The 15,519-nt window shown below is 36.2% G+C and carries 15 protein-coding genes; 8 read left to right on the forward strand and 7 right to left on the reverse strand.

Annotation, left to right across the window (positions count from 1 at the left end):
• Positions 1-111 precede the first annotated feature (111 nt).
• The 5 genes from GH715_RS00775 (at position 112) to GH715_RS00795 (ending at position 5,875) form a co-directional block, all read left to right on the forward strand.
• Positions 112-846 carry an NAD-dependent epimerase/dehydratase family protein gene (locus GH715_RS00775; RefSeq protein WP_153833883.1) on the forward strand — a complete coding sequence of 245 codons (735 nt, stop codon included), beginning with the start codon at positions 112-114 and terminating at the stop codon, positions 844-846.
• Between the two features lie 421 nt (positions 847-1,267).
• Positions 1,268-2,836 (forward strand): DUF6583 family protein, encoded by a 1,569-nt coding sequence (locus tag GH715_RS00780; protein ID WP_153833738.1) that lies wholly within the window; start codon positions 1,268-1,270, stop codon positions 2,834-2,836.
• 30 nt (positions 2,837-2,866) lie between these two features.
• Entirely contained in the window at positions 2,867-4,093 is a 1,227-nt protein-coding gene (locus tag GH715_RS00785; protein WP_153833737.1) for an ABC transporter permease, read from the forward strand.
• Positions 4,090-5,211: an ABC transporter permease gene (locus GH715_RS00790; protein ID WP_153833736.1), complete on the forward strand. Its 1,122-nt coding sequence runs from the start codon at positions 4,090-4,092 to the stop codon at positions 5,209-5,211. Before GH715_RS00785 ends, GH715_RS00790 begins: the two co-directional genes overlap by 4 nt.
• Positions 5,204-5,875 carry an ABC transporter ATP-binding protein gene (locus tag GH715_RS00795; protein ID WP_153833735.1) on the forward strand — a complete coding sequence of 224 codons (672 nt, stop codon included), beginning with the start codon at positions 5,204-5,206 and terminating at the stop codon, positions 5,873-5,875. The genes GH715_RS00790 and GH715_RS00795 overlap by 8 nt, the downstream gene beginning before the upstream one ends.
• Positions 5,876-5,910: 35 nt before the next feature.
• Here the strand turns inward: GH715_RS00795 and GH715_RS00800 are convergent, their stop codons facing one another.
• From GH715_RS00800 to GH715_RS00830, 7 genes are all read right to left on the reverse strand, one after another.
• The gene (locus GH715_RS00800) at positions 5,911-6,468 is read right to left on the reverse strand and encodes a CBO0543 family protein (protein ID WP_153833734.1); all 558 of its coding nucleotides are present in this window, start codon (positions 6,466-6,468) and stop codon (positions 5,911-5,913) included.
• Positions 6,469-6,611: 143 nt separating this feature from the next.
• Entirely contained in the window at positions 6,612-7,055 is a 444-nt protein-coding gene (locus tag GH715_RS00805) for a hypothetical protein (protein WP_163578369.1), read from the reverse strand.
• A 203-nt stretch (positions 7,056-7,258) separates the two neighbouring features.
• Complete coding sequence (locus GH715_RS00810; protein WP_153833732.1) at positions 7,259-7,756, reverse strand: kinase; 498 nt, start codon at positions 7,754-7,756, stop codon at positions 7,259-7,261.
• A gap of 241 nt (positions 7,757-7,997) precedes the next feature.
• A complete protein-coding gene (locus GH715_RS00815; RefSeq protein WP_153833731.1) occupies positions 7,998-8,258 on the reverse strand; it encodes a hypothetical protein in 261 nt (86 codons plus the stop codon).
• 452 nt (positions 8,259-8,710) lie between these two features.
• A complete protein-coding gene (locus GH715_RS00820) occupies positions 8,711-10,588 on the reverse strand; it encodes a PTS fructose transporter subunit IIABC (RefSeq protein ID WP_153833730.1) in 1,878 nt (625 codons plus the stop codon).
• Between the two features lie 25 nt (positions 10,589-10,613).
• Positions 10,614-11,531 carry a 1-phosphofructokinase gene (gene pfkB / locus GH715_RS00825; RefSeq protein WP_153833729.1) on the reverse strand — a complete coding sequence of 306 codons (918 nt, stop codon included), beginning with the start codon at positions 11,529-11,531 and terminating at the stop codon, positions 10,614-10,616.
• On the reverse strand, positions 11,528-12,283 hold the full coding sequence (locus GH715_RS00830; protein WP_153833728.1) for a DeoR/GlpR family DNA-binding transcription regulator: 756 nt from the start codon (positions 12,281-12,283) through the stop codon (positions 11,528-11,530). The genes pfkB and GH715_RS00830 overlap by 4 nt, the downstream gene beginning before the upstream one ends.
• Positions 12,284-12,445: 162 nt before the next feature.
• Here GH715_RS00830 and GH715_RS00835 point away from each other — a divergent pair, with 162 nt between their 5' ends.
• The 3 genes from GH715_RS00835 to GH715_RS00845 all read left to right on the forward strand — a co-directional run bounded on the left by GH715_RS00835 (position 12,446) and on the right by GH715_RS00845 (position 15,495).
• On the forward strand, positions 12,446-13,798 hold the full coding sequence (locus GH715_RS00835; RefSeq protein WP_153833727.1) for a hypothetical protein: 1,353 nt from the start codon (positions 12,446-12,448) through the stop codon (positions 13,796-13,798).
• A gap of 60 nt (positions 13,799-13,858) precedes the next feature.
• Complete coding sequence (locus GH715_RS00840) at positions 13,859-14,386, forward strand: YcxB family protein (protein WP_163578370.1); 528 nt, start codon at positions 13,859-13,861, stop codon at positions 14,384-14,386.
• Positions 14,387-14,862: 476 nt separating this feature from the next.
• A complete protein-coding gene (locus tag GH715_RS00845) occupies positions 14,863-15,495 on the forward strand; it encodes a hypothetical protein (RefSeq protein ID WP_163578371.1) in 633 nt (210 codons plus the stop codon).
• Positions 15,496-15,519: the final 24 nt, after the last annotated feature.

Here is a 15,519-nt window from a genome sequence, read left to right on the forward strand (position 1 = left end):
ATGTAGCCATATCATGAATGAAATACACAACAATTTTAATCAAGAACATGTATCTTCACTAAAAAAAGAGCTAGACTACTGATAAGAAAATTTGGAAAGGACATGATGAGATTGAAGAAAATTACCATTATCGGAGGATCAGGTACAGTTGGTGATATCCTTGTTGAAGGGCTACATCATAGCTATGATGTTCTAGTTTTGGACAAACATATTCAGAATAATACAGCAACAAATCTCTACGTGGATGCTACTCATTATGACGAGCTCCGTTCTACAATCCCCAAGGATACAGATGTTATTATCAACCTGCTCCGAATAGATACTGCTCAAGCCATTGAACCTGTTGAAGTGTTTGACCAAATGACAGACGTCTTTTTTAAAGCAACCTATTATATTATGTTAATTGCAAAAGAACTCCAGATACCTAAGGTCATTTTTGCCAGCAGCAATCATGTTACGGATTATTATGAGGAAAATGGCTACTCCAAACTGCAACGTGAAATCACAACGAATGATTATCCATATCCTAAGGGATTATATGGTGTATTGAAAATCGCTTCAGAACAAGCTGGCTTTATCTTTTCTCTGCATTCCGACCTATCTATTATTAATATTAGGATTGGCTCTGTACCAGCCCAAAATGAAAAAGATGCTTTAAAAGAGAATGATCGTTTAACACGAACCTTGTTATCAAAAGAGGATCTTATCGAGCTTTTTTCGGTTGCAATTGAAGCAAAAGTAAACTTTGGTACTTACTACGGAGTATCCAATAACCCTGACAAACCTTGGGATATATCCAATGCTATAGAAGAGCTTGGATATTCGCCAAAAAGGATAATAAAGTGAAACTAAGTTCTGGGTGAGCGCGTCTGTTTTCCCCACTTAACTTCTTTGTGTACTTGAAGCTTGAAGTGGGGAAAAACAGACTGTTAGCAATAGTTGCGAGTATGAGGGTTATCCCCTATATATTTTAATGTTGTGCTTCATTTTTTAATTCGAAATACCTATGTCTAGCGGTTTGTTTAGGTATTTACAATCAATAATACTTTTCCAGCAGTAATCAGAGTTGAAACTATATTACCCTTTAATGTCTATTAATGTCGAAAGTATGGATAATTATGTAATGACATGGTATTTTATAATTTGTATGCAATTTTTTCTATAACTCTGGAACTTTCATTCTAGGTCTCTATGAATATTTTTTAAACAAATAATGATGAGTTATAGATATAAAATTGTAGATTCATTCATTGAGGAGGAACATTTAATGCAGGAAGCAGTACAACAAGAAGAAGTGAAACAGAAGAAAAGCAAATGGATACCAATAATCGCAGGTATTGCGATTATACTGATAGCAGGCATTGTGACAGTTCAAGCTTTTCTAAATACTTCTGTTAAAGAAGACTATTTCTTAGCCGAGAAGAACACTATAGAACAGCTACAAGAAACGTTCGAATCAAGATTTGAAGAGGAGCTTGCTTGGAAAGACCATACCGATGAACATGCGATTGAATCGGTTTATGAAATAACAGGACAAATGAATGACCCGAACATGGCTGGAATGGGATTTGACCAAATGATCAACAATGCTAATATTACGGTTGAAGCAGCCTTGGATAAAGCAAACAAAGTATCATCGACAAATATTTCCGCTGGAATGGCTGGTGTTGAAATAAGTGGACTTGAAGCATATATTGATAATAATGACTTATATGTTGGTTTACCATTCTTAGATAATATCATTCAACTAAATGGTGATGATCTCGGAAGAATCTTACAGGAGATTGACCCTGTTACATTTTCCGGGGAAGAAAACTTTGATTTCAGTACACTTTTCAATGAAAACCCAATCCCAACAGAAGATATCGACTACATGAAAGAAGAATATGCAGAATATCTATATGATGAACTTCCAGAGGATGCATTTGAAGCAACATCAGAAGAAGTAACAGTAGGCGACAACAGTGTTAATGCCGACAAAATCTCCTTTAGCTTATCTGAAGAAGAAACCAAATCACTCCTGAAAAACGTGTTTGATAAAATGGCGGAAGATGAAAAACTAAGAGAAATTATCATTGATCAAGCTTCTTATATGAGTTTTGCTGAAATGGAATTAGCAGAAGATGATATCGCTAATTTTGAAGAAGAGTTTGTAACAGCTATGGAGGAAGCATCTGCTAATGTAGATGACTTAACACTTCCAGATGGTTTTAACTCTACGATTTGGGTTGATGATGATATCATTGTCAAAAGAGAGCTATCCTTAGCAGTGGAACGTGAGGGAGAAACAGCAACGTTCAACATCGATGGAACGAATGAGATAACGGACGGAGATCAAGTCATTGACTATAAATTTACAGTAAGTGATGGCTCTTCCGAAGAAACCGTTAATATTCATGCAGATTTTGCTGAAAATGACGGAGAAACAAATGACACGATTTCACTTACCGCTGCTGACGTAGCTTTTACTATTGAATCAAACCAAAGTACTCAAGAGGAAGGTAGTAAAAACTTTGAACACAGTCTTTCTTTTGAAGAACAAGGTTTGCAAATGTTTACCATTCATTGGCTAGGTGAAGCTCAATACGAAGAAGACCAAATGACCGTAGACCATACCTTCTATGCAGAAGATGGATATACTCTTAATCAAGATGCATTATCCATTTATGTTACAGAAGAAGGTTCAACGATTGATCAGGTAGAGATTCCTAGCCCTGAACAAGTACAGAATTTAAGCGATATGAGCGGAGATGAAATTATCGAGTACTTTGAAACAGATGTAGCGAACCAGTTTCAATTATGGATGGGCAATATAATGGGGCCTGGTGGCTTCTAATTGATTTTGTAAATAAAGTAGGTGGCATGCATGCAATCTCTTAAACATATAGCCTTGTTTACAAAAAATAATCTGATCCAACTCGGGAGGAAGTGGTTATCACTTCCTCTTCTTTTGCTGTCTCCGCTTATACTCATCGGACTGTTAGCACTCACTGTGATTTCCATGTTAGATGTGACAAGCACAGATACTATAGAAGTCGGACTTGTCGATCTTGACCAATCAGAGGAAACAGAAATGATTGTCGAATTACTAGAAGAATCTTCACAACTCGGCAATCATATTGCTATGGAGAAAGTTGAAGAAAACCAAGCTATCGAAGCTATCGAAAACAACCAACTCAGTTCCTATATTATGTTTCCAGATCATTTCTTTCAAAAACTAATGGACGGGGAACAGTCTCAACTTTCCATTATAGGCAACCCCAAGCAACCAGTTGAGAGCCAGCTTATTAAAGAATTAGTCGAGACTGTTACCCGGCATATTCGAGGTTCCCAGGCAAACATTCTGACGATAAATCATTATGCAAAGCAATTAAATATGGATAATGAAGAAAGAAACACCTTATTATTTGAACAATTCACCAATTATTTCTTTTATGTACTAGGCGGTGATCAAGTAGTCAGAGAGGATCAAGTCACAAATAACGCAACTGCTTCGCCAATTCTTTATTTTAGTTTAGCAGGCTGGTTTACTCTAGTAACAATCTGGTTATTTATTATTTATACGATGTTACACCAAGATAACAGCTTAAGAATGAGACAACGGATGAAACTCTATGGTGTTACCGATCTCCAGCAAGCTATAGCAAGTGGTGTTCTGACCCTTTTAGTAACGGCAGTTTTGACTGCCCTCTCCTTCGCTTTTCTTCCATATTTCTTTGACGAAGTAATCATTACAGGGGAGAACTATATCCGAATTAGTTTGTTACTACTGTTACACAGTATCATCTTTTTACAATGTATCATTCTCATAGATTGGTTGATTTCATCTTCCAAATTAACAGTCTTGGTGCAGACATTATTCACCGGAATCACCATCTTATTCAGTGGCGCCATTATTCCAAAAATATATTTTCCTATCTACTTGGAAGATTATTTTTCCGCTAGTTTTTCTCATCAATCTTTTTATTGGATGGAACAAATTATCTTAAATGGTCGTTTCTATGCGGAATTACAACCATTAATCTTGACAGCAATTATCGGTGGGTTACTACTGGCTACATTCTCATTCGGAAAGGAGCGTGTTCATAAGTGAAAGAAATTATTTACACACGCTCCCTATTACTAAAAAAACAATGGCTCAGCCTTAGTTGCTGGATCTTACTTCCGATACTGATCGCAATTGGATTTGTTTCCACTGCTGAAACGGTACAAGATGATTTCAGAGTTCCAATCGGAATGGTGTTAGAGGAAGAGTCAGAATCAGCCTTTGCGCTATTGGAAGAAATCAACGACTCCTCCCTTGTTTCTGCTTTCCAACTATCAGAAAGAGAAGCAATACGGAAATTAGAGCAGCATGAACTAGATAGTGTATTTATTATTCGACAAGGTTATCAAGATAATCTGCAGAGCGGAAATAGAAGAAACCTGTTAGAAAGTTATTATTCTGACCGTTCTTTCGCCTATAATCCTGTAAAAGAGATGATAGTATCGATCATTCAACAAGAAACAGGACGGATTAAAGCGGCCAACACCGTTATTAACTTAGAAACGCAATTAAGCAGTGATCAACATTGGACGATCGAGGAGATTATTGCAAAGTCCAGAGAAATTCAAAAAGAAGAAGATTTATTACATAACCAATTTCGTTATCATGGTGATTCAGACCTGACAGATAACTCAGGTGTCCAATGGAATCCATGGATGGTTTGGGCCTTTGCAAGCCTACTAGTCACGATCTTCATTTTCGATTGGGTTATCAAAGAACGAAAAGCAAGTGTCGCTGTTCGCTTTCCGTTTATGAAAATAAAATACCCCACATATATGCTTGTAAATGTATTGGTTTATATACTGTTGCTACTCATTATTGATTTGGTAACCGCGGGTATTTTTTACTTGCTTTATCAGGAAACGATCAATATCTTATCACTCGTATCATTTCGGATTATGGTCTGTTTGTTTGCCTTTTTATTTGTAAGCATGATAAGGAATGCCTATTTCAGTTATGTTGCCGCCATTATATGGACACTTGTGGTGATTGTGATCAGTGGTACAGTATTACCATTCGGAGGCCTCGGGAATATTGGAGGCTGGATCAATCTCTTCAACCCGTTATACCGCTTCTTAACTGGCGAATGGACAATTGGCTGGCTCGGCTTTTGCATCATTGGTATGGTGATTTGGTATGTACGAGAGGAGAGAAAATATGCTTAAGGTAGAAGGATTAAATAAACGTTTTCATAAAAAAACGATACTAGACCATTTATCTTTCAACATCAATCATGGTGAAATAGTAGGATTAGTTGGTGAAAACGGAGCTGGTAAATCTACGTTGCTTCAAATATTGGCTACAACGATGAAGCCGACTTCGGGAGAAATCCTTTTAGGCCAACGGAATTACCAAAAAGATAAAGCAAAGATACGCAAACAAATTGGCTTTGTCCCACAGGATATTGCTGTTTGGGAACAGCTTACAGTGGAAGAAAATATGGTTTTCTTTGAAAAATTATCGTGGACCAAGAAATCTAACGCTCAATTAAAGGAAATCTGTCAGGATATGAATTTAGACCGATGGAAAGAACCTGTGAAGAATTTGTCAGGCGGCATGAAACGGAAGCTCAATTTAGCAATAAGTTTAATTCATGATCCATCGTTGTTATTACTGGATGAACCAACAGTAGGGATAGATTTAAAGTCTCGCAAAGAAATCGGCGCTTATTTACGAAAACAAGCAACTGATCATAACAAAACGATTATTTATACATCACACGATATGGATGAAATACAAGAACTGTGTGATCGAGTAATTACGATTGGCGAAGATTCCTTTTATAAAAACCTATTACAAGAGGCAGATAAAGAGGTTCTTTCCTTTTAATATCTGCCTCTTTTTTATACGAACTAATGATACATCTATGTTGCGTTTTCACGCTTGTTATGTTCAAGTATATAATACATGAGAAATCGAAAAATTATAGGGAGAAGAATATAAATAGGAAATGAGTAAATCGATTTCCAATAAAATGTTTTATAAATGCCCATTTTGGTTAAAATAGGCTCTGTTATAAATGCAGCTAATATGGCAATAGCTACGTTAGCAAGGATAAAATGCTTCCACTTTGGGAAATAGTAATAAGCAATCATATAAGCTACTGGAATAAACGAGAAATTATACGGATTCAACCCTCTGTTTAATTGTGTTAGCTGGTATGAATAAGCCCATGCTCCTGAATTAATTCCTATTTCATCTAATTGACTGGCTAAAAAACCTAATAAAAGACCATATGATAAACACTCTGCTTTCTTTTCCTTGGGAATGACCTTGTACCAAATTACCCACGGAATAATAAACACCAAAAGTAATAGCCACCATTGCCATGTAAATAAATCATGCTCAATCCAATATTGTTTTCTATATTCAGCTAATTTGTACTGCAAATCCAAAATTTCTTCAAAAGGTGGATAATTCATGGTTTTCCTCCTATCGGTAATGGCTATTTATTTTTCCTCCGACTCCATACTTATATACTATTTACTGAAAAAGCAGATATTTACATACTCTATGTACATCACCAAATGATGATAAGTGCTGAACTAACTATAGTTGTGCAAGCCTAATCCTGTTTCATCATTTTGTCTTGCCATTTTTGATACATATAAATGATAACAGCTAGCATAATCATGATGATAAAAATGCCAAACGCCCCCATATTTTTCAGTTCATAAATTTCTAAGGATAGTAAAAAACGGAGTCCAATAAAAGCATAAAGGGCATCTATGATTACATTGGCAAAAAAATAAATCAAAAAAGACTTACTAAAAGTAAAATGAAAAATCCATATAGTACCCACGATAAACACACCATACGTTAAAGGAAAACTAGTGATATGTCCCCATGGTACAATGTTCTCGTGCACAATCCACCACTCAAAAACATAAGCCATTTCAAAAACGATAGTCACTAAAAGAGAAGCAAATATTGCGACAGGCATAAACCGCTTCACCGAATGTTTGTTAATAAAAATAACGATAACCACGGTATAATCATCATAAGCCATAGAATCATTTGCGCCATTAATAAACCTCCTTTGTCTTGATAGCTTTTGAAATTCTGATGAATTTATACTTATAGCCTCTTGGCTTTCTAAGATTTCCCACAAAATTCCTTTTCACTTTATATTAAAAGGCGTTTCTTCATTGGAAGAAACGCCCAAGCAACCTACTCTTTTTTTGCTGTTTAACCTATCCATTTTGGGGATAATTAATTCTGCAGTTGATTTAAAATCAGTTCCAATACATCGTCTTGTGACATATCATTAGTCAGTATCATTTCTCTGTCCACGCCCAAATAATCATTTGGCTTCCACCAGGAGCACAAAGATTCTTCTCCAAATTCCATCTTTTTTGAACTAGAATTGTGACGCTTGACTGTTTCTTTAAAGGATAAATCAAAATAATAAGTATATGTCTTGTGGTTAAAGAACTCGATTAAGTTATACAACATTTCACCATAACGATGTTTATACAAGATTCCTTCCACAATAACAAATTTACAGTTATTTTTACCATATTCAGCGATCTGTCGAATCAAATCAATGGAAAGGTTCCCATCTCTATCGTGAACCTTCAGCATTTCACGACGAATAGTATCCTGAGAAACCAAGAGCGTTCCACGGCCCAAATGACTTTGAAGATTTTTGGCAGTCGTTGTTTTTCCACTCCCAGAATTTCCTCGTATAATAATTAGCTTTGATTCCATATTATCCCCCTACACGAATCTGCCATTTACTTTTATTGTTCAACTAAAGTACCGTATAATGGTTGAACAAGACATCCTACCTATTTAATAAAATATTATAAAACAAAGAAAGAGAATCAATTTTTGAAGATTCCCTTTAGCTGTTCATATTCATTTCAAGTTTAAGTAAATCTATATTAAATCTAGCTTTCATTAATAAATCTAATCCAAGTAATCCGTATCGACTAAAAGCAGTCCATATTCATGTCTGATTTTCATGATAGTCGAGTCTCCTAAGACCTACATCTTGACGAACTTCAAGTACAATATTTTCATTTGCAGTATGGTACACTAACTCGTCTCCTTTTGATTGAAGCAGCTCTTTAGTTGCCAATTCATCTGACACAGGTTCGATGACCGCAATATCCTCAATAAACTCTTGCCCACTTTCAATGTAAGACGACAGTACTTTTAACTTTACAAACTGATTAGGGTATATTTCTCTAACCTCTGACCATTTCATAATTTCACCGCCTCTATTTTATTACCTTAATTATATCATTGTTTCAGACTCCAATAATATTTTATCTATTAATTAGACAAATAAAGGTTTTATTTTTATCTTGCATATTAGCACCCTTCACTTTAAGTGAGACTCCTCACAATACTTTGCAATTACCTAATAATCATTTAATAAAAATATCTATTATTTCATCTGATATATTCATAAGAGGTAATTCACTTGTTCCCGGAGGGAGGTGGGCTCTTCCAGGGATATTTGCCTCTCTTCCATGGATATCATCGGTTATCCTCGGAAGAGAATGACTTTTCCCCGGAAGAAGATGGGCTCTTCCGAGGATATTTGCCTCCCTTCCATGGAAGAGTCACCCCCGCTTTTTTCCAAGAACTCATCATCCATACACATACTAAAAACAGCTATTCCGCTCATTAGCGAAATAGCTGTTTAGCTTCTAGTTATTTTTTATCCAACGGTTTCTTCCAAAAACCAATCATTAATGCCGAAATAATGGCACCAATAAGAATGGAGACGAGATACATCAAGCCGCTTCCTTCAACCGTTGGAATAACAAATACCCCTCCATGTGGCGCTGGTAAACCAACACCGAATAATAACGAGAGTCCCCCTGCTACCGCAGAGCCAACAACAATCGAAGGAATAACACGACCAGGATCAGCTGCTGCAAATGGAATCGCACCTTCTGTAATAAAGAATGAGCCCAAAGCATAGTTTGTCTTACCAGCATCACGCTCTTCTCGCGTAAACTTATTTCGGAAGAATGTAGTAGCAAGTGCCAACGCTAATGGTGGCACCATACCTCCTGCCATTACTGCTGCATGTGGTCCTAAATTTCCAGCCTCGATCATCGCAATACCAAATGTGAAGGCTGTTTTATTAATAGGACCTCCCATATCAACTGCCATCATACCACCTAAAATAAGACCTAACACCAAAGCATTGGTTCCAGTCAAACCACCGAGCCACGATTCCAGACCTGACATAATCGTAGCGATCGGTTCGATGATTACATACATGACAAGACCAGTAACAAATATGTTAATAACCGGATAAAATAAGATTGTCTTGATACCATCAAACGCTTTCGGTAAACCCGCTAAGAGTTTCTTTACACCAACTGCAACATAACCACCTAAGAAACCTGCTATTAAACCACCAAGAAAACCTGCTCCACCAGTAGAAGCCATAAAGCCACCAATCATTGCAGGTGCAAAACCTGGTCGATCAGCGATACTCATTCCAATGAAACCTGCTAAGACGGCAACCATTAGACCAAATCCGTAATCTCCACCAATAGCTTTTAAGGCAGCTGCAAATGCATTATATTGCTCGTGATCTGGTTCTGCTGAGTGAATACCAAAGAAGAATGAAATGGCAATCAGTACACCGCCACCAACCACAAATGGCAGCATATTGGATACACCATTCATTAAGTGTTTATAGAATCCTGTACGCCCTCCACTTGAACTAGACCCTTCACCACTACCTTCACTTTCATAAAGTGGTGCGTTACCACTTAATGCTGTATTGATTAACTCTTCAGGCTTACGAATACCGTCTGTTACCCCACGACGTAACACTTGCTTACCTGCAAACCGATCTAACTCTACCTTTGTGTCTGCCGCAACAATAATTGCTTTAGCATTTTTGATTTCTTCATCAGTTAAACGATTTTTCACGCCATCTGAACCGTTTGTTTCCACTTTAATGGAGACACCTAACTCTTTAGCCTTATCCTTTAAAGCATCTGCTGCCATATAAGTATGGGCGATACCTGTTGGACAACCTGTTACAGCCAAAATTTCCGGTCCTGAAGCTTGGTTGTTTCCTTTTTCTTCTTCCTCTGCTTGTCCCAGTTTATCTTGCTCTTTTGCATCAATAATATTTAAAATTTCTGTATCGGAATTCGCCTTCATTAATTGGTTGCGAAAGTCTTCATCCATCAACAATGTCGATAATCTTGACAGTGTTTGTAAATGATCATTATTCGCACCTTCACTGGCAGCAATCATGAAAAATAAATGTGCCGGCTGACCATCAAGTGAATCATAGTCTACACCTTCTTTTGATCTTGCGAAACAAATAGCAGGAGTGGAGACAGCACTTGTTTTCGCATGTGGAATCGCTACGTTCTCCCCAACTCCTGTACTGCTTTGATTCTCGCGGTCCCAAATCGCTTTGGTAAATTGTTTTTTATCATGAACATAATTGCCTTCTGCTAATTTATTTGTCATTTCATCTATGATTTCTTCTTTTGACTGAGCGTTTGCTTCTAAAATAATAATGTCACGCTTCAAAAGTTCCGTTATTTTCATAGCCCCTCTTCCCTTCTTTTTATATTTATAGATGTGCTACCTGAACCTGTGAGAGCAATAATTCTACTTCTTCTTTCGTACACAATGTTTTAGAAAATGCGGTAGCACTCCCTGCTGCAACTGCATATTTAGCGGCTTCTTCAGCATTATCTGATTTTTGCCAACTGTAAATAAATCCAGCAACTGCAGAGTCGCCAGCACCAACTGAATGTATGGCTGTTCCTTTTGGTGCACTTAATTTCATTACACCTTCTTTACCAACATAAATAGCTCCTTCTTTCGCCATCGATACTAACACATGATCAATCTGCTGCTCTTGATGAAGCCTGCTAGCTAATTGAACTACATCTTGATCATCCTTTACCTCTGTATCAAATAGTTCCGCTAATTCATGATGGTTCGGCTTAATAAATGCAGGACTTGCATGAATTGCTTCTTCTAAAGGTGCTCCACTCGTATCTAAGATTGTCATGGCTCCTTTTTGTTTCAGCATCGCGACAATTTCTTTGTATACGCTTGTTGATAACGAACTTGGTAAACTTCCTGCCAATACCACGATGTCCCCACTTCGTAATAGGTCAAACTTAGTGAGAAATTGCTTGTACGCTTCCTCATCTATCGTTGGAGAGACACCATTTACTTCCGATTCTTCCCCATCAGCTTTAAGTTTTACATTTATTCTTGTATCTTGTTTTAAGGAAACAAAATCATGTTTAATCTTCATCTCTGTTAAATAATCCGTAATAAATTTTCCAGTAAACCCACCAACAAAACCTAATGCTGTCGATTGAACACCAAAGCGATCCAATACACGAGAAACGTTGATCCCTTTACCACCAGCTTCCTTATAGTCTGACTGACTTCGATTCACTTCTCCTGGGTTGAAGGCATCAAGACTGACTACATAATCAATGGCTGGGTTGAATGTCACGGTATAAATCATAACGGCACCACCTCCAAAGTTGTTTGCTTACTAATCATTTCTTGTTGTTCGTCTGATAAACCGTTTGTCGTAATGATATGAACACTTGCTAAATCGGCTACATTAGCGAAAGATACTTCTCCAAACTTAGATGGATCTGCTAATACATATTTTGATTGGGATTGTGACAATGCTGCTTGTTTGACACTTGCCTCTTCTGGATCCGGTGTTGTTAAGCCTTGTTCAGGATGGATACCGTTAATACCTAGAAAGCATTTATCAAATTGATATTCTTTGATGGCTTCGACAGCTTTCGTTCCTACAAGCGCAGCAGTCCCCTTTTTAGCCTTCCCGGAAATACAATACGTTTCGATCCCGTATTCAATAAGTAATTGCACATGAGGAATTCCATTGGTAACAACCATGACCGATTTATCCTTTAAAAAAGGAATTAATTCTATGGTCGATGAACCCGCATCCAAATAGATGGAGTCACCTTCTTCTATAAAAGAGACAGCTTTTTGCGCAATTGCGCTTTTTTCTTGTTGATTGATCGTCGACTTTTCGAGTAGTGTTGGTTCTTCTCGTTTTTTCTTTAATAATGATGCGCCACCATGAACGCGTTTAATATATTGGAGCTTTTCTAGCTCTGTTAAATCTCTACGAATAGTTGATTCCGAAGCATTGGTAACTTCACACATTTCTTTCACTGTTACGACATCTTTTTCTCTTAATAAAGATAATATGATTTCTTGCCGTTCAATCGTCAACATAAGTCACTTCTCCTATTAATAGGTTAATCGCTTACAATCATTTTACAACCATAAACAATCATTGTCAATCAATTTTGATCATAAACAATCAATAACAATCATCCCCCTCTATTGCACCATATGTTATGATAAGTACAGTACATAAGAAAGAAGGTTCATCTCATGAAGAATCTTTACATCTTTTTTGCTTTTATTTTTCTCTTACACATCATTTCGGTATTTTATCCAAACCCTTATCTATCATACGTATTAGGAACTCTGTCCATCGCCATGCTTGCTATCAGTTATGGAAGAGCCTCTCGCTTGTTTCAAATTTTAGGTTTAGGCTTTTCTATTGTGGGGATATTGTTATTTTTCTCTACTAATTTAACAGTCTGGGAAGTTGTCCCTATGCTTGCGGGGAACTTATCTTTATTAACATTGCTTGCCGTACTACCTTGGATGAACAGTGCCGTTGCAGCGGGACGTTTTGATAAACTAATGCAGCATTTGTTAAGAGGAAATGTGCGTGATTTGGGCCAGTTGTATCAACGAAGCACAACAGCGATGATGTCATTAACAGCTTTTTTAAATGTATCTTCTGCAACGATTGCCCAGGATGTTTTAGTCGATAATTTAAAGCCGATTCAAAAGAAAATAGCTAATAAAATTATTATGATGGCAACGTTGAGAGGGTATTCGCTGGCATTACCTTGGAGTCCTTTAGAAGTGTTACTGGCTATGGGGATTTTTATTACCGGAGTCAATTACGCGACATTATTACCATGGATGATTCTTATCACCGTTTTCATGTATGGTCTCGATAGCTTGTGGGGGCGATTATATTTTAAGCAATATCCTTATCCGGAAGACAATCATACTGCCCTTCACCAACAAAACAATCAAAATCGGTCAAAAATCATTCAATTGGTGATTGCACTATGTTCTTTTCTCCTATTAGTAATCATGATTGGTAATGTATTTGAATTAGAATTTATCTTGACTGTAACGTTATTAGTATTTCCTTTCGCCTGTTTATGGACACTTGCGATCGGCAGGTGGAAAAGCTTTTGGACAATCGGCTGGAATCGCTGGAAGAACAGTATGAATAATATGGATAATTTTATTGTGTTATTTGTCACTTTAGCACTTTTTACTAATACATTAAATGAATCACCTGCCCTGTTGATGTTACAGGATCCGATTTTATTAGTTGCTGATTATCCAATTTTAATTTTAATCATGATTCAATTTCTTTTCGTCGTATTGAGTATGTTTGGTGTTCACCCTGTTGCAACAATGGGAATTTTAAGCGGGATCAGCCCGATGTTAATGGATATTTTAAGCCCGTTAAGTCTTGCTGTGAGTTTAATTATTGGTGGAGTCTCCACTGTACCAATTGGGACATATGGACTTGTCGTTACGATTACATCAATGAGTTTGAAGCAAAGCCCTTATTATATTACCTATTATAATTTGAGTTATTCTTTTGTGTTTGGTGCGCTTGGGATTGTGCTCTCCTATTTGTTGATTTAAATAAAGACTATGTCAAACAAGATGAAAGGTGTTATGATAATTTCAGGAGGGTTTTACCATATGATGGATAGTGAACAAAATGATGTATATATAAAGGGAACTATAACTTATGAAGATTTCAAGAAATATAACCTCTATCATACAAAAAAGGGAAGAAGCGGATTCTTTATTTTCGGCGTTCTCTTTAGTTTATTTTTGGTGCTGTATAATATCGATGAACTTTTATTTCTTATACTTCCTCTTTTTATGATTTTTTCTATCATAGTAACAGGGCTTGCTACTTTAATTATAACTACTGCTGTTCGCATTCGAGCTCGGAGAGAATTTAATAGTGATCCCTTTATCAAAAGTGAAATCAGATACATAATAAACGAAAATGGAATTACTCAACAAATATCGAAGAGGGTTAATAATTATCTGGAATGGGACTATATTTTAAAGGGGTATGAACTTGACGATATGTTCCTTATCTACGTTTCTAAAAATAAGGCTATCATTATACCAAAAAGGTTTTTCGCTTCGAATGATGACTTGCATGCATTAAAAAAAATCATTTCTCGAAATACTAACAGAATAAAGCTAAAGTAAAGAAGAATTCGAGAGAACAGCAGGTAATTTGTCTTATAATCACTACATGAATCTTCTAACATATCACCCATTAAAAAATAGCCTTAACATACTTTTATCCACAGTATGTTTTATTTTGGTCACATTTTATAATGTTTTTTAATTGATTTTACAACCTCTATCTTAATCAAAAATTGCGACTCATAGAATAAACTCAAAAAGTACAGGATAACGGTAATAGGGGGAGCGCCTATATTAATAGAACATTGGGTAGCACATGATCAGAAGGGGGGTAATTAGAAGAAGAATTCATGAAAATGAAAAAAACAAAAGAGACTCTCAAAAATAGATAATAGACTAATACTAATCCGAAGAGGTGTCTCTCTTATGAAACAAATCATATCATACCCCTGGAAAATATTATTAACTCATTAACAGAAATTAAATATTGTAATTTGAATAAATTGTTATAGGGGGTGCTTATTATCTACAAACTAATGATAAAAAATCAATTAAAAACAGAATTAAAATTGTATGGGATTGGTTTTGCTGGTGCATTAATTGCTTCTACTTCTTTTCTGATTCGGCCGTCTGAACCGGAATCTTATTTGTTATATTATTTTTTATGGATGATACCATTGTGTGATACATTCATACATTTTAATGCTTCAGAGCATGTAGCAAAAGTTTATTGGTCAAAATATGCTAATCATACACTATTATACTTTAGAATCCTATTTCTCTTTCGAATGGTACACGCTTTGGTACATATGTTATTTATAAGTATACTGAATCAAGCACATGTTTTTATTTTTGAATCTGATTTTACCAGCAATTTTTGGGGACTTCAAATTTATCTTGCTACCTTTCTTTTATACGGCTTTACTGTTGGTGCAAGTACATCCATTCGGCAAGCTAAACTTTCGCTAAAGAGAATCCAGAAACTCTCGCTAGGGTTGCTCCGTTTAATAGTCCCGATTATGCTGACAATGATAGTATCAAAGATAACTGATATCATATTTGATACAACTGCTTCCTTCACCTTATTAGGGACTTTTTTGAATATTATATTGGTTATTTTAAACTATTACTTTATCAAAACATTCATCGACGAATCAGAAAACATGTAAACAATTATATTATACGTTAAAAAA

Origin of the sequence: Gracilibacillus thailandensis, from assembly GCF_010994055.1 — a bacterium.
Taxonomy (GTDB): domain Bacteria; phylum Bacillota; class Bacilli; order Bacillales; family Amphibacillaceae; genus Gracilibacillus; species Gracilibacillus lacisalsi.

Bases quoted from the DNA above. Each gene is read 5' to 3' on its own strand.
- pfkB (WP_153833729.1), bottom strand. From the start codon at position 11,531: ATGATTTATACCGTGACATTCAACCCAGCCATTGATTATGTAGTCAGT.
- GH715_RS00810 (WP_153833732.1), bottom strand. From the start codon at position 7,756: ATGGAATCAAAGCTAATTATTATACGAGGAAATTCTGGGAGTGGAAAA.
- GH715_RS00785 (WP_153833737.1), top strand. From the start codon at position 2,867: ATGCAATCTCTTAAACATATAGCCTTGTTTACAAAAAATAATCTGATC.
- GH715_RS00835 (WP_153833727.1), top strand. From the start codon at position 12,446: ATGAAGAATCTTTACATCTTTTTTGCTTTTATTTTTCTCTTACACATC.
- GH715_RS00805 (WP_163578369.1), bottom strand. From the start codon at position 7,055: ATGGCTTATGATGATTATACCGTGGTTATCGTTATTTTTATTAACAAA.
- GH715_RS00795 (WP_153833735.1), top strand. From the start codon at position 5,204: ATGCTTAAGGTAGAAGGATTAAATAAACGTTTTCATAAAAAAACGATA.
- GH715_RS00845 (WP_163578371.1), top strand. From the start codon at position 14,863: ATGATAAAAAATCAATTAAAAACAGAATTAAAATTGTATGGGATTGGT.
- GH715_RS00780 (WP_153833738.1), top strand. From the start codon at position 1,268: ATGCAGGAAGCAGTACAACAAGAAGAAGTGAAACAGAAGAAAAGCAAA.
- GH715_RS00820 (WP_153833730.1), bottom strand. From the start codon at position 10,588: ATGAAAATAACGGAACTTTTGAAGCGTGACATTATTATTTTAGAAGCA.
- GH715_RS00830 (WP_153833728.1), bottom strand. From the start codon at position 12,283: ATGTTGACGATTGAACGGCAAGAAATCATATTATCTTTATTAAGAGAA.
- GH715_RS00840 (WP_163578370.1), top strand. From the start codon at position 13,859: ATGATGGATAGTGAACAAAATGATGTATATATAAAGGGAACTATAACT.
- GH715_RS00800 (WP_153833734.1), bottom strand. From the start codon at position 6,468: ATGAATTATCCACCTTTTGAAGAAATTTTGGATTTGCAGTACAAATTA.
- GH715_RS00815 (WP_153833731.1), bottom strand. From the start codon at position 8,258: ATGAAATGGTCAGAGGTTAGAGAAATATACCCTAATCAGTTTGTAAAG.